Source organism: Bacillus sp. AY18-3 (assembly GCF_008042305.1).
In the GTDB taxonomy this organism is placed as follows: domain Bacteria; phylum Bacillota; class Bacilli; order Bacillales; family Bacillaceae_G; genus Bacillus_A; species Bacillus_A wiedmannii.
Map to the genome: position 1 here is coordinate 65,905 of NZ_QKQR01000012.1, position 15,114 is coordinate 81,018.

Below are 15,114 nucleotides of genomic sequence, written 5' to 3' on the forward strand. Positions count from 1 at the left end.
CGTAAGAGGGGATTTGACAAGATGAGAAGTGACATGATTAAAAAAGGTTTTGATAAAGCACCGCACCGTAGTTTATTAAAAGCAACTGGTTTGAAAGATGAAGATTTTGATAAACCGTTTATAGCTATCTGTAATTCTTTTATTGAAATTATTCCAGGTCATAAGCACTTAAATGAGTTTGGAAAACTTGTTAAAGAAGCAGTGCGTGCAGCAGGTATGGTTCCATTTGAATTTAATACAATTGGAGTAGATGACGGTATTGCGATGGGGCATATCGGTATGCGTTATTCGCTTCCGAGTCGTGAAATCATTGCAGATTCAGTAGAAACGGTTGTAAATGCACATTGGTTTGATGGCATGATTTGTATTCCAAACTGTGACAAAATTACCCCTGGTATGATGATGGCTGCACTTCGTATTAACATTCCAACTGTTTTTGTTTCAGGTGGACCGATGGCAGCTGGGATGACTTCTAAAGGGGAGGTTGTCGATTTAAGTTCTGTTTTCGAAGGAGTAGGAGCTTATCAATCTGGGAAAATTTCAGAAGAAGAATTAAAGGATATTGAAGATCATGGCTGTCCATCTTGTGGGTCTTGTTCTGGTATGTTTACAGCGAACTCTATGAACTGTTTATGTGAAGTATTAGGTTTAGCTCTTCCTGGTAACGGAAGTATTTTAGCTATTGATCCAAGACGTGAAGAATTAATTAAACAAGCAGCAGAGAAATTAAAGATTTTAATTGAAAGAGATATTAAACCGAGAGACATTGTAACGGAAGAAGCAATTGATGATGCGTTCGCGCTTGATATGGCGATGGGCGGTTCAACAAATACAGTGTTGCACACATTGGCGCTCGCACAAGAAGCGGGTTTAGATTACGATATGAACCGCATTGATGCCGTTTCAAGACGTGTACCACATTTATGTAAAGTAAGTCCTGCCTCCAATTGGCATATGGAGGATATTGATCGAGCAGGCGGAATTAGTGCAATTTTGAAAGAGATGAGCCGAAAAGAAGGGGTGCTTCATTTAGACCGTATTACTGCTACTGGGCAAACATTAAGAGAAAACATTGCTCATGCAGAGATTAAAGATAGGGAAGTTATTCATTCTCTCGAAAACCCTCATAGTGAAGAAGGGGGATTACGTATATTAAAAGGAAACCTTGCGAAAGATGGGGCAGTTATTAAAAGTGGGGCAACAGAAGTAAAACGATTTGAAGGACCTTGCGTTATTTTTAATTCACAAGATGAGGCACTTGCGGGCATTATGCTTGGAAAGGTTAAGAAAGGCGATGTAGTTGTTATTCGCTATGAAGGACCAAGAGGCGGTCCTGGTATGCCGGAAATGTTAGCACCAACGTCAGCGATTGCTGGTATGGGATTAGGTGCAGATGTTGCGCTATTAACGGATGGACGTTTTTCTGGAGCTTCACGTGGTATTTCGGTAGGGCATATTTCGCCAGAAGCAGCTGCGGGGGGAACGATTGCACTTCTCAAGCAAGGGGATATCGTTTGTATTGATGTTGAGGAAAGATTGTTAGAAGTAAGAGTTAGTGATGAAGAATTAGATAAGCGTAAAAAAGAATGGAAACGACCAGAACCGAAAGTGAAAACTGGCTGGCTTGGACGTTATGCGCAGATGGTAACATCGGCGAATACAGGTGCAGTTCTAAAAATCCCGGATTTTGATTGAGCCAATTTAAAAGAGATAAGGATGATATGAAATGGTGCAAAAGGTAAAGGAGAGAGTGAAAATTGAAGATATCTTAATGGCACATAATTGCATGAAAGATATCGTTATTAAAACACCGTTACAACGTGATACAGTTCTATCTGAGAAATATGATTGTGACGTTTATGTAAAACGAGAAGACCTACAATTGATTCGCTCTTTCAAAATTCGTGGTGCGTACAATTTAATTCAAAGTTTATCAAAAGAACAATTACAAAACGGTGTTGTTTGTGCAAGTGCTGGTAATCATGCGCAAGGAGTTGCTTATACGTGTAATTTATTGAAGATTCCGTCGAAAATCTTCATGCCAACAACGACACCTAAACAAAAAGTATCGCAAGTACAATTTTTCGGTAGTGATTTTGCAGAAATTGTATTAGTTGGTGATACATTTGATAGTTCTTTCCAAGAAGCACAGCGCTATTGTGAAGAAAATAGAATGACGTTTGTTCATCCGTTTGATGATCCGCATGTAGTTGCTGGTCAAGGAACAGTGGCAGTTGAAATTATGCATGATATGGAGAAACCAGTGGATTATATCTTTACAGCAATTGGAGGCGGTGGGTTAGCATCAGGTGTTGGTACATATGTAAAAGGTGTTAGTCCTGCTACAAAGGTCATTGGCGTAGAGCCAATGGGAGCTGCATCTATGAAAGAGGCTTTTCTTCAAAACGAAAATGTCGCGTTAGAGAAAATAGATAGTTTTGTTGATGGGGCAGCTGTCAAAAAGGTAGGAAAGTTAACATTTGAAACTTGTAAAGATGTAATTGATGATATTGTTTTAGTACCAGAAGGAAAGGTTTGTACGACGATTTTAGAACTGTATAAGAAAAATGCAATTGTAGCTGAACCGGCTGGTGCACTATCTATTGCAGCGCTTGATTTATATAGAGATGAAATAAAAGGTAAAACAGTTGTATGTACGCTAAGTGGTGGAAATAATGATATTGATAGAATGCAAGAAATGAAAGAACGTTCGCTCATTTACGAAGGGTTAAAGCATTATTTTATCATTGAATTCCCGCAGCGTTCAGGTGCGCTAAGAGAGTTTCTTGATAAGGGATTAGGGCCAGAAGATGATATTACTCGTTTTGAATACATTAAGAAACATAATAAAGAAAATGGCCCAGCACTAGTCGGAGTAGAGTTGAAACATAAAGAAGATTATGAGCAATTAATTACTCGTTTTAAAGAAAATAATATTCAATTTATGGAGCTTAATAAAAATCCTATTTTGTTTGATTTGCTTATTTAATAGAAGGAAAGAGTTAGCATCCAAATAAAAAAGATAGATGCAAACAGCGGAAATGCTGCTTGTATCTATCTTTTTATAATTACACTATATACTTTCCATATTCAAGTAGGATAAAGCTAGTTAACCAAAAGAGTATCGCAATGCGAATGATTACATACATAGTAAATTCAAAGGTAGTAAGTTTTCGTTCACGTTTTATTTTTTTTTAGAAGTTTAACAGAAAAAAATGAACATAAAAGTAGAACGGCTATAGATATTTTATAAATATTCTCTAACAAACTTACATTTTCTAATAAGTCTTTCAGCATGTTCATCACCTATTCTGTAAAGTATGTTACAGAGAAATAAATCTTGCGCTGTCTAGTTTCGTTTGTTTTTTATGTTCCCTGTATCATCAATTTCTACATCAGTTGAAATCGTTTGTAAATATTGTAGAGCTTTTTTCTTTTCTTCCTCATTTACAGGGGAAACTTGGTTGTTGCGAATGATGTAAGGATTGAATGACATTTGGACATCCTTTCCTTTAAAAGTTAAAGTTAATACGCCAGTTTCGGCGCTTTTCCCGCTTACATAACTTGGGAATAAAAAGTTACCTAATGAATAAGCGATAGGAACGTTATTATAATACTCAAATCCTTGTAACCAATGCGGGTGACTCCCGACAATCGCGTCAGCTCCTGCTTCAACCATTTTAGGTACATATTGTTTTTGGTATTCTACCGGACGATTTGATTTTTCAACGCCCCAATGCATATAGATGATTAAATAGTCTGCATCTTTCTTTTGCTCTTTAATTGTTTTTGTTACAAGATTTAAATCATATCCGTTCGCAACGCCAGGTTTATTGTCACCAGCTACCCAATTCGTATCAGGCATAAATCGAACGAAGGAAAGAAATTTGAACTTTTTCCCTTTTACAGTCATTTCTCGTGCAGTATATGCATCCTTTGCATTCTTTCCGGCTCCAATGTAAGGGAACTTTAATTTTTCAACGTGAGAAATCGTGTCTAATAATCCATCTTGCCCATAATCAAGTGTATGGTTATTCCCAATATTTACGATGTCATATCCCGTGTTTTTAATAGCTTTTAGTGTAGATGGATCACTTTTAATCCAAAACAGTTGTCCAGGAGCTTTCTTTTCTCTCGTTGTAAATGCTGACTCTAAATTAACGAAAGAAATATCAGCTTTTGTTATTTCTTCTTTTACATGTTGGAATGGATAATCAGCCCCGTTTTTTTCGATTACAGGACGTAATTGCCAATCGAACATTGTATCACCAGAGAAGGTGAGTGTGATTTCCTTGTCTTCTATTTTCTTTTCACTTGTTGAAGCTGTTTTACTAGATTTGTTTTGCAAATCGGGTTTGTCTTTTGCTTTTGAAATAAAAGAGTAGTTAACTAATAAAACAATTGGTGTAATGCAAAAGGCTATTAACAGAAATCGTTTTAGTAAAGTTTTCATAAATACCTTCCCTTTTGAGTTTATACCGCAATTTGTGGGCAATAAAACTCGCGCTAGTTAAAGTTTCACTTTATGTATAACTACAAATGCAGTTTATGTAGTGAAAACATTTGTTAATATTCTCAATATTAAGTTAACATATAGATAACCTGTAAATCAATGTATAAACCAAAATATAGAAATAAAGAATTCGAAGGGTGAAGAACGAGAGATGGTTATATTAGGAGCAGTTGTAAATGGGATTTGTATTATATTTGGTACTTTACTAGGAAAATTATTTAGTAGAATTCCAGAAAGTATGAAGGGAACAATTATGCATGCAATCGGTTTAGCAGTTACTGTGCTTGGACTTCAAATGGCATTGAAAAGTGAAAATTTTCTTGTTGTCATTTTAAGTTTAGTTATTGGTACCGTCATCGGGGAATGGCTACAACTAGAGGAAAAGTTAAAGCTGTTAGGAGATTGGCTAGAAAATAAAGTTGGATCGAAAGGGAAAGGGAGCATATCAGAAGGGTTTGTAACAGCTACTTTAATTTTTGCAATTGGTGCGATGGGCATACTTGGTGCACTCGACAGTGGGATTCGCGGAAATCATGATATTTTATTTACAAAGGCGATTATCGATGGGTTTATTTCTATTATATTAACGACAACTTTAGGAATTGGCGTAGTATTTTCGGCGATTCCAGTTATTTTATATGAAGGAGGGATTGCGGTTTTTGCAACACAAATTAATAGTTTGGTCCCGAAAGAATTAATGAATCAATTTATAGTGGAAATGACAGCTACAGGTGGTATTATGATAGCCGCTATTGGATTGAACTTACTTGGTATTATTAAAATTAAAGTGGCAAATTTACTGCCAGGTATATTGGTAGTTGGAATAATTGTTTCACTTATTTACGGTTACGGTTTAATAGTAAAGTAGTAGGGGATGGATATATATATGGAGGAATTTCAATATACAAAACGTGTGCATAACATATTGAAGATTGCAGCAGAAGAGGCGGAAAATAATATTATTCAATCAATTCATCTGTTTATCGGAATGAGTAAAGAAGGCACTGGAGTTTGTAGCGAGTTGTATATGTATTTGTTTCGTAACTTGGGTACGGATTTTTTAGAAAAATTTTCAATACGAAAACAATACGATTCACCGTATCAAGAGTATAAAAAAATAGGACAATATAAGGTATCTTATAAGGTGCTAGAAATTTTACAAATAGCGAAGAAACGTATGGAACGTTTCCAGCAAGTAATAATAAATGAAGGGCATGTTATATATGCGCTATTCCGCACGGATACGTTTATTGGAAATGCACAAATACAAAAAGATATATTACGTATTATAGCTGAGCCAAGAGATTTAGCGGTCGATCTAAAATATTTTGTTCCTACTTATAATCATTTAATTTGTACTGTTAGAAAGGCTAGCCCTTCTGATTTTGAAAAATTAGCAAGTTTTGTTAATGAGGAATTTGGTGAACGTTGGTTACATTCAATAGAGTATGGATTTCGTACATATAAAGAAAATTTACCTATTTATATAGCAGAACAAGAAGAAGTGATAGTGGGTTTCGCTTGTTATGATGTAGTGAGAGGAAAGAAGGGATTGTTTGGTCCAATGGGCACAGCGAAACAAAATCGCGTGAAAGGTGTAGGTAAGGAATTGTTACATCGTTGTTTACATAGTATGAAGCAAGAAGGATATGAATACGCAATTATTGGACAAGCAGGTCCGATTGAGTTTTATGAGCGAAATTGTGATGCGCGTTTAATACCGTTAGAGAATAAGTAACCAACTCCATATATGGGAGTTGGTTTTTTTATGAAAATAATGTAGAGATGTAGTGATTTTTACTAGAAAATAGCGGGTTTTGTAGTAAATCTTACAAATAAAGCAAATTACTAAACTTTTTACAAGAAAGGGTGTAGAATGGGTATCTAAAGAAAGAAGGTGTGAAAATGGCCAGCTGGAAACGAAATTTAATGATTTGTTGGCTAGGTTGTTTTACCACTGCAGCCGGTATGAGTTTAGTAATTCCTTTTTTATCTTTTTATATTGAGGAATTAGGAGTAACTGGCACTTCTAGTATTGCACAGTGGTCGGGACTTGCATTTGGTATAACATTTTTAATGGGTGCGATCGTATCACCAATATGGGGAAAGCTTGGTGATATACATGGACGGAAATTGATGCTGATTCGTGCGAGCCTTGGTATGGCGATTATTATGACGCTTATGGGGTTTGTAACGGATGTGTATCAACTAGTCGCACTAAGGTTTTTGATGGGAGCAGTATCTGGTTTCCTTTCAACGGCGATGACATTTATTGCAGCAGAAACTCCGAAAGAGCATTCAGGTTGGGCAATTTCCACAATTTCAACTGGGGGCGTGAGCGGTTCTTTACTTGGCCCGTTACTTGGAGGATACTTGTCTGAGTTAATTGGAATGCGCCATGTTTTTCTTGTTACAGGAGCTTTTTTATTCCTTTCTTTTCTCATCGTTTTTTTCTTCCTACATGAAGAGAATCACTTCGCTCAAGCAAAAAAAGTACAACCGAAAAAAGTATGGACAATGGTTCCAGCAAAGCATTTAATTATTAGTTTGTTTGTAACAACATTTATTATTCAACTTGCGAACATGTCAATTCAACCTATTATTACATTGTATGTAAAGAATTTAGAAGGCCCAGGAACAGCTCATATTGAAATGGTTGCAGGCGCAGTCATGTCTGCGACAGGTTTAGCTATTATTATGGCAGCTCCTAAGTTAGGGAGATTATCAGATCGTATTGGACCTCAAAAAACGTTAGTTGTGGCATTATTTGCGGCAGGAATTATTTTTATTCCGCAAGCATTTGTAACCTCAGCTTGGCAACTATTAATTCTTCGCTTTTTATTAGGTATCGCACAAGCAGGACTATTACCTTCCGTACAAACTCTACTAAAACAACATACACCAACCCATGTAACGGGAAGAATATTTGGGTATAATCAATCGTTTCAGTTTTTAGGAAATATGATTGGACCAGTACTTGGTGGACAAATTGCAGCTCATGCAGGCTTCCAATATGTTTTCTTCTCTACTTCATCACTATTATTTATTGCGTGCATTTGGGTTTATTTTCACAATAAGAACGAAGAGGTATCAGAGAAACGACATTTGGAAGTTAGTTAACTAAGTGAATGAAAAAGAAAAGGATGAAGCAATGATTGCTTCATCCTTTTCTTTAAAATTGGAGACAAAGATAGCTTAATGTACCAAGCTCGTAACTGCGGTGAATGACTTCACCGTTATTTTCACCGCTTCCCATAGCGATAAATAAAGGAACAAAATGCTCTGCTCTTGGTACTGCTAATTGTGCATGAGGGGCATTGTTCTCCCAATTAAATAATGCATCTTTATCAGTAGTCTGCATATGTTTAATAATCCAATCATCAAATTCAATTGCCCATTGTTCGGGTGTAGTTTGATTCCATTTTAAAGCTCGTAAGTTATGAACGGTAACACCGCTCCCGATTACTAAAATATCTTCTTGTCCAAGTCCTTTTAGTGCTTCGCCAATCTTAAATTGCTCTTTTGCAGCAAGGAATGGATTGACTGATATTTGGACAACAGGAATATTTGCTTCTGGATACATGCGATGCAGAAGAGTCCATGAGCCATGATCTAAACCTCTCGTCATATTATGATGGACTGGAATACCTTTGTTTTTAAATTTTGTTTCTAACATAGATGCAATGTTAGAAGAGCCTTTCGCACGATATTTGATTTCGTATAACTCAGGAGGAAAACCTCCAAAATCATAAATTGTTTCATATTCGTTATCTGATGAAGAAATCGTTAATACTTCGCTTTCCCAGTGAGCGGTGAAAATAACAATTGCTTTCGGTTTGTATGTTTCGCCAAGAGTTTTTAAAAACCTTGTATAGTCTGTATCTTGAATAGCAAGCATCGGTGATCCGTGTGCTAAAAATAATGATGGCATCATAATAGAAACCTCCCCAAAATATAATAGTTACTTTATGTAAGTAACTATATAATTTTATTTTCTGTTCGTCAATATATTAGTTTAAGAGCTAATTGGAAAAGTGGGTCATTTGTCATAATGAAGGCAATTGCATATAATACATAATAAGAATAATGAATGGATATTCATTTTTTGATATACATAATAGAGTTGGGGGCTGACGAAATGAACGTACAGGAAAGTTTCGTTACGGCATTGGATGGATCGGAAATTTATTTACGTAAGTGGCTACCAGAAAGAGATCCGCGAGGGATTATTCAAATTGCACATGGTATGACAGAACATGCAGGTGTTTATACAGACTTTATTGCTGCCTTATTAGAAGCGGGGTATGGTGTTTATGCGCATGATCATAAAGGTCATGGGAAAACAGTGAAAAGAGAAGAAGATTATGGTCATTTTGAACCAAATGTAGGTTGGAGTGAGGCTGTTTCTGATGTTATCTTTGTATCAGAAACGATAAGAAAAGAGCAGACATGCCCGTTGTTTTTACTTGGACATAGTATGGGTTCTTTTTTATCAAGACGTGCTGTACAACTTAAAGGTGGATTATATGATGGATTCCTTATTTCAGGAACTGGTGGGAACCCGGGATTCTTAGGAGTCATTGGTCATAAAGTAGCGACAATCGAGATGAAACTACGCGGGGCAAAAACGAAAAGTCCGATGCTAAACTTTTTATCTTTCGGAAATTTCAACTCACACTTTAAGCCAAATCGTACGAAATTTGATTGGTTATCTTCAGATAATAATCAAGTTGATAAATATATTGCGGATCCTTTATGTGGATTTATTTGTACAACAAGCTTTTATCGTGAATTATTTTCTGGGGTATTAGAAGTAAATAAACTAGAAGAGTTTAAGAAAACACCGAAAAATCTTCCAATACATATTTTTTCAGGAGATCGTGATCCTGTTGGGGATATGGGGAAAGGTGTAAAAGAAGTATATGAAAATTATAAAAAATGTGGCGTGAAAGATGTAACGCTGCGCTTATATGAAAATGGAAGACATGAAATGTTCCACGAAGTAAATAGAGATGAAGTATTTCAAGATTTGATTTCTTGGTTAGATGGGCATATTGTATGAGAAGAAACCTCACTTTTTTCAAGTGAGGTTTCTTTGAGGAAATGGAGGAATAGTTATGAGTGAATTTGTAAATAAAGAGTATATAGAAATAGATTTTCAAGATGTTTTGATTAAAGAAGAGGAATTGAAAAATTGTACGTTCATAAAATGCTGTTTTAGAGGGGTGGATGCAACGGAAGTTTCTACTGAAAATTGTAATTTCATAGAATGTGATTTTACCGGTGCTCTATTTAACGCTTCTATCCATCAAGGAACTACATTTGCAAATTGTAAGTTTGTTGGTGTGAATTTATTCGTATCGAAGTTTGAAGAATGTAAAATGACTGGCTCTGATTTTGAAGAAGCGAATTTAGACGGAATAACTATCATATCGGGTGATTGGTCATATACGAATTTAAGGTTCGCGAACTTAAGTAAACAAATGTTAAAGGGTATACGTTTAATTGAAGCTGACCTATATGAATGTAATTTAGAAAAAGCAGATTTACGTGAAGCCGATTTAACAGGTGTACAACTAGGTAAGGCGAAACTTAGCGGTGCAAATTTAAAAGGGGCGATAGTTGATAGAATTGATTTTACAAGTTTTGATTTGAAAAATGTGAAATTAGATATAGCGCAGGCAGTTGCAGTAGCAAGATGTTATGGGGCTAAGGTGAACTAAATTGTTTGTAAAACCGTTCAAATTGTTGAACGGTTTTACAAATCATAATAGTAGTATAATAGTGAATGAGGTGTTAATAATATGGAAGATAAAACATTAGGTATACTACTAGATGTTGTTGGGGAATTATTTTCAGATGAAATATCAATCGCCGTTTCGAATACGAAAGAATATATTTACTATCGGCCAAGTAAACGAATTGATTTAAAGATTAGCGCCGGGAATCCTATTAAGGAAGGAACGATTGCACATAAAGCGATGGTAACGAAGCAAAAAGCCTCTGAGTTTATTAACCGAGATGTTTTCGGTATTCCTTATCATGGAATGGCCGTACCATTTTCAAATAATGGAAAGATTGAAGGTTGCGTGACGGCAATTTATCCCGCTTTAACGGATGGTAAGTCAGTCGTTACTTTAAAAACAACAGACGGATGGGTTCCAGTTCCTTTTGCAAAGGTCATGTATTTAGAGGCTAAAGATAAAAAGACATATGTGAATTCAGAAGAGTTAACAGGAACGCATAAATACTCTCTACAAGAATTCGAATACTTGCTTCCGAAAGATTCGTTTATTAGATGCCACCGTTCCTTTATTGTAAATGTTAATCATATTAAAGCAATTTATCCTGATACCCATTCTACTTTTTTACTTTCTATGGATAACGGAGAGAGGGTACCAGTAAGTCAATCATATGCCAGTTATTTTCGTAAGCTTCTAGGATTCTAAAATTTTCTGCTTTAGAACCTAGATTCGCTGTTTTGTCTGAATTTTCGGCATTGTGTAAGGAAATCCCTATTTTGATGGTGTTAATGTGTAAAATAATTATGAATATTCATTGGGAGAGGGATTACATATGGAGAATAATTTAGATAGAATTAGGGATCAACGATTAAAAGATCGAGTAGTTACACCTGAAGAAGCAGCTTCATGGATTGAAAGTGGAATGACTTTAGGATTAAGTGGATTTACACGTGCTGGTGATGTAAAAGCAGTCCCATTTGCACTTGTAAACCGAGTTAAGAATGATAAATCTTTTAAAGTAAATGTTTATACAGGGGCTTCCTTAGGTTCGGATGTAGATAAATTATTTGCTGAGGCAGGAATTTTAGGGAAAAGATTGCCTTTCCAAGCAGATGCAACTATGCGAAAAGGAATTAATAACGGGGACTTTTTATTTGTGGATCAGCACTTATCTCATACAGCAGAGTTACTTCGTGCTGACGTTATGGATATAGATTTCGCTATATTGGAAGCGGTTGCGATTACTGAAGATGGAATGATTATTCCAACCACTTCAATTGGAAATTCCTTAGCATTCTCCTTAAATGCTAAGTCCATTATTATTGAAATGAATATGGCTCAATCTACGCAATTAGAGGGGCTGCATGATTTATATGAACCAGGTAAACAAGGGGAAAGACTCCCTATTCCGCTCGTAAAAACGGATGATCGAATTGGAACAATCGGTATCCCAATTGATGCTGAAAAAGTGAAGGGAATTGTGTTTACGAATCAACTGGATTCGCCATCGACAATTGTTCCTCCAGATGAAGAAACTGTTATTATGGCACAGCATTTAATAGAGTTCCTTCGAGAAGAGGTTAAAGTAGGCCGATTAACAAATCGTTTAGCACCGTTACAATCGGGAATTGGTTCAGTTGCTAATGCAGTATTGCACGGCATGCTAGATTCGGAGTTTGAAGATTTAGAAGTATATTCTGAAGTTTTACAAGATGCGGTCTTTAATCTAATGGATGCTGGGAAAGTCAATTTTGCTTCCTGCTGCTCCATCACGCTTTCTGAAGAGAAAATGCAACAAGTATTTTCTAACTTTGAAAAATATCGTGATAAATTAATGATGCGCCCACAAGAGATTTCTAATCATCCTGAAATCATTCGTCGCCTTGGGTTAATCTCAATTAATACTGCTTTAGAATTAGATATATATGGAAATGTTAACTCTACTCACGTTTTAGGTACGAAAATGATGAATGGTATTGGTGGTTCTGGTGATTTTGCAAGAAATGCACGTCTAGCTATCTTTGTTACGAAATCGATTGCGAAAGGCGGTAACATTTCAAGTATCGTTCCTTTCGTATCTCATGTAGACCATACGGAACATGATGTAGATGTTATCGTCACTGAACAAGGGTATGTTGATCTAAGAGGACTGGCGCCAAGAGAAAGAGTGGAATTAATTATAGAGAATTGCGCACATCCAATGTATTGTGATCAGCTAAGAGCTTATTACGAAGAAGCTAAAATGAGAGGTGGACAAACCCCTCATGTTTTAGAAAAAGCTTTTTCTTGGCATACGAATTATGCTAAAAATGGAACAATGCTTGAAGCAGTAGTAGAAACTGTTTAGAAGTGTAAAAATGATTCTTAATATAATATGCCATAAAGGTTAAAAGAAAAAGAACGCCAATTTTCAGGAATGGCGTTTTTTTCTTTTAAAAAATTGTTACCTATTATGAAGAATTATAAAAGTAAGCTCTTATTTACGGAAATAAGAGGTTTTTTAAATTACTTTTCGAATCATTTTAAGAGTTTATATATCGAAGGGGAGGAGAAAGGATCATGAAGATAAGAAAAGCGTTATTAAGCGAAGCAGATGAACTTAGTGAACTCGCACTATATTCAAAAGCAACGTGGAACTATAGTGAAGAATTCATACATGCTTGTAAGGAGGATTTAACAATTACCGATGAGTACATAAAAAAGAATTTTGTATATGTTTTAGAAAACGATAATACAAAGATTGGGTTTTTCTCATTTTTATGTAACGATAAGGCTCTCGATTTCTTATACATTCATCCTCGTTACAAAGGAAAAGGGTACGGGAAAATACTTTGGGAGTATGTATTAGAAAAAGCAAATGAGCTAGGAATAAAAAGTTTTACAATTGATAGTGATCCGAATGCAAAAGGGTTTTACTTGAAGATGGGAGCAAAGTTAATAGGAGAGACACCATCAACGGTTTTTGAGGATCGTTTACTGCCTCTTTTGCAACATGATGTGTAAAACAATTAATAGTAGGAGAAGATTAGAATGGATGATGTAAAGATAAAAAGGATATATGAAGCACTAGTAAAATCATGGTCGATTGAAACAAGTTCAAAGTGGACTATTAAGAATCCGGCAAAGGGACAGTGTGGTGTAACGGCTTTAGTCGTTCAAGATATATACGGAGGAAAAATCAAAAAGACAAAAGTAGGGGAGGTGTGGCATTTTTATAACTGTATAGTTGGACAGAGGTTTGATTTTACAGAGACTCAGTTCAATGGAAGATTGAATTATTTGGATGTGGAATCAAATCGAGAAGAAGCATTTGCAGATACAAATGAAAAACAATATAGCATTTTGAAGGAAAAGATAATGAAAGAATTCAAATTATCTTTTGACTCTTAATCTTTAATAAGTTACTATAATGGTGGTAACTTATTAAAGGGAACTTCATAGAGTTGAAAGGGGAAATACTTTTGAAAACAACTTATGTAAACGCTACAATCGTAACGATGAATGAACAAAATGAAGTGATAGAAAATGGATATATCATTGTAGAAAATGATCAAATTATAGATGTAAAGAGCGGAGAATTCGCTAATGATTTTGAAGTAGATGAAGTAATTGATATGAAAGGAAAGTGGGTTTTACCAGGGCTTGTAAATACACATACACATGTTGTAATGAGTCTCTTAAGAGGTATTGGCGATGATATGTTATTACAGCCATGGCTTGAGACGAGAATTTGGCCACTTGAAAGTCAGTTTACGCCAGAGCTTGCGGTCGCTAGCACGGAATTAGGATTACTTGAAATGGTGAAAAGTGGTACAACATCATTCTCTGATATGTTTAATCCAATTGGAGTAGATCAAGATGCAATTATGGAAACGGTATCAAAGAGTGGAATTCGAGCTGCAGTTTCAAGAACTTTATTTAGCTTCGGAACGAAAGACGATGAAAAGAAAGCAATTGAAGAAGCTGAAAAATATGTGAAGCGTTACTATAATGAAAGTGGTATGTTAACTACAATGGTTGCACCGCATAGTCCATATACATGTTCCACAGAACTGTTAGAAGAATGCGCACGAATTGCAGTAGAAAATCAAACGATGGTTCATATTCATCTTTCGGAAACAGAGCGTGAAGTACGTGATATTGAAGCACAGTACGGAAAACGTCCAGTAGAATATGCAGCAAGTTGCGGGTTGTTTAAACGCCCAACAGTTATTGCACACGGTGTAGTATTAAATGAAAATGAACGTGCATTTTTAGCAGAACATGATGTTCGAGTAGCTCATAACCCGAATAGTAATTTAAAACTAGGATCTGGTATAGCGAATGTAAAAGCAATGTTAGAAGCAGGAATGAAAGTAGGAATTGCAACAGATAGTGTGGCATCTAACAACAATTTAGATATGTTTGAAGAAATGCGTATAGCAACATTATTACAAAAAGGCATTCATCAAGATGCAACAGCACTACCAGTTGAAACAGCTCTTACACTTGCGACTAAAGGAGCTGCTGAAGTAATCGGCATGAAACAAACAGGATCACTTGAGGTCGGAAAGTGTGCCGATTTTATCACAATTGATCCATCTAATAAGCCGCATTTACAACCAGCAGATGAAGTGTTATCGCACCTTGTATATGCTGCTAGTGGAAAAGATATAAGCGATGTAATTATTAACGGAAAACGTGTCGTTTGGAATGGCGAATGTAAAACGTTAGATGAAGAGCGTATTATATTTGAAGCGAGTCGTTATAAACGAGGTTTACAAAGATAGGTAATTATATGTAGTTGAAAAAGCTATCCTTTTTTAAAAGGATAGCTTTTTTCTTGGACTAATAAATATTCAAAAGAATGTCGCATCT

The 15,114-nt window shown here is 35.7% G+C and carries 14 protein-coding genes and 1 pseudogene; 12 read left to right on the forward strand and 3 right to left on the reverse strand.

Annotated elements, in window-relative coordinates; translation table 11 throughout:
- The first annotated feature begins 21 nt into the window (after positions 1–21).
- Together ilvD and ilvA are read left to right on the forward strand one after the other, a co-directional pair.
- Positions 22–1,695: a dihydroxy-acid dehydratase gene (ilvD, locus tag DM800_RS11355; protein ID WP_087983026.1), complete on the forward strand. Its 1,674-nt coding sequence runs from the start codon at positions 22–24 to the stop codon at positions 1,693–1,695.
- Positions 1,696–1,726: 31 nt separating this feature from the next.
- Entirely contained in the window at positions 1,727–2,989 is a 1,263-nt protein-coding gene (ilvA, locus tag DM800_RS11360; RefSeq protein WP_046959078.1) for a threonine ammonia-lyase IlvA, read from the forward strand.
- 79 nt (positions 2,990–3,068) lie between these two features.
- Here ilvA and DM800_RS11365 read toward each other — a convergent pair.
- Positions 3,069–3,297: pseudogene (locus DM800_RS11365) on the reverse strand (hypothetical protein).
- A 52-nt stretch (positions 3,298–3,349) separates the two neighbouring features.
- Positions 3,350–4,453: a CapA family protein gene (locus tag DM800_RS11370; protein WP_048543278.1), complete on the reverse strand. Its 1,104-nt coding sequence runs from the start codon at positions 4,451–4,453 to the stop codon at positions 3,350–3,352.
- A 211-nt stretch (positions 4,454–4,664) separates the two neighbouring features.
- On the opposite strand from DM800_RS11370, the gene DM800_RS11375 reads away from it, so the two are divergent.
- The 3 genes from DM800_RS11375 (at position 4,665) to DM800_RS11385 (ending at position 7,633) form a co-directional block, all read left to right on the forward strand.
- On the forward strand, positions 4,665–5,381 hold the full coding sequence (locus DM800_RS11375; protein ID WP_046955070.1) for a DUF554 domain-containing protein: 717 nt from the start codon (positions 4,665–4,667) through the stop codon (positions 5,379–5,381).
- Between the two features lie 18 nt (positions 5,382–5,399).
- The gene (locus DM800_RS11380) at positions 5,400–6,251 is read left to right on the forward strand and encodes a GNAT family N-acetyltransferase (RefSeq protein ID WP_142287552.1); all 852 of its coding nucleotides are present in this window, start codon (positions 5,400–5,402) and stop codon (positions 6,249–6,251) included.
- A 167-nt stretch (positions 6,252–6,418) separates the two neighbouring features.
- A complete protein-coding gene (locus tag DM800_RS11385; RefSeq protein ID WP_087983022.1) occupies positions 6,419–7,633 on the forward strand; it encodes a multidrug efflux MFS transporter in 1,215 nt (404 codons plus the stop codon).
- 52 nt (positions 7,634–7,685) lie between these two features.
- Here the strand turns inward: DM800_RS11385 and DM800_RS11390 are convergent, their stop codons facing one another.
- Positions 7,686–8,447, reverse strand: a complete 762-nt coding sequence (locus tag DM800_RS11390) for a DODA-type extradiol aromatic ring-opening family dioxygenase (RefSeq protein ID WP_048543275.1) — start codon at positions 8,445–8,447, stop codon at positions 7,686–7,688.
- A gap of 204 nt (positions 8,448–8,651) precedes the next feature.
- Between DM800_RS11390 and DM800_RS11395 the strand changes: the two genes are divergently transcribed.
- The 7 genes from DM800_RS11395 to DM800_RS11425 all read left to right on the forward strand — a co-directional run bounded on the left by DM800_RS11395 (position 8,652) and on the right by DM800_RS11425 (position 15,026).
- Complete coding sequence (locus DM800_RS11395; RefSeq protein WP_087983020.1) at positions 8,652–9,575, forward strand: alpha/beta hydrolase; 924 nt, start codon at positions 8,652–8,654, stop codon at positions 9,573–9,575.
- A 55-nt stretch (positions 9,576–9,630) separates the two neighbouring features.
- Positions 9,631–10,236, forward strand: a complete 606-nt coding sequence (locus tag DM800_RS11400) for a pentapeptide repeat-containing protein (protein ID WP_087983019.1) — start codon at positions 9,631–9,633, stop codon at positions 10,234–10,236.
- An 81-nt stretch (positions 10,237–10,317) separates the two neighbouring features.
- Positions 10,318–10,962, forward strand: a complete 645-nt coding sequence (locus DM800_RS11405) for a LytTR family DNA-binding domain-containing protein (RefSeq protein ID WP_087983018.1) — start codon at positions 10,318–10,320, stop codon at positions 10,960–10,962.
- Positions 10,963–11,089: 127 nt separating this feature from the next.
- The gene (locus DM800_RS11410; protein ID WP_147786869.1) at positions 11,090–12,604 is read left to right on the forward strand and encodes an acetyl-CoA hydrolase/transferase family protein; all 1,515 of its coding nucleotides are present in this window, start codon (positions 11,090–11,092) and stop codon (positions 12,602–12,604) included.
- Positions 12,605–12,816: 212 nt separating this feature from the next.
- Entirely contained in the window at positions 12,817–13,260 is a 444-nt protein-coding gene (locus DM800_RS11415) for a GNAT family N-acetyltransferase (protein WP_087983016.1), read from the forward strand.
- 27 nt (positions 13,261–13,287) lie between these two features.
- On the forward strand, positions 13,288–13,647 hold the full coding sequence (locus tag DM800_RS11420; RefSeq protein WP_087983015.1) for a YunG family protein: 360 nt from the start codon (positions 13,288–13,290) through the stop codon (positions 13,645–13,647).
- Between the two features lie 53 nt (positions 13,648–13,700).
- Positions 13,701–15,026 (forward strand): bifunctional S-methyl-5'-thioadenosine deaminase/S-adenosylhomocysteine deaminase, encoded by a 1,326-nt coding sequence (locus DM800_RS11425; protein WP_137035941.1) that lies wholly within the window; start codon positions 13,701–13,703, stop codon positions 15,024–15,026.
- Positions 15,027–15,114 lie beyond the last annotated feature (88 nt).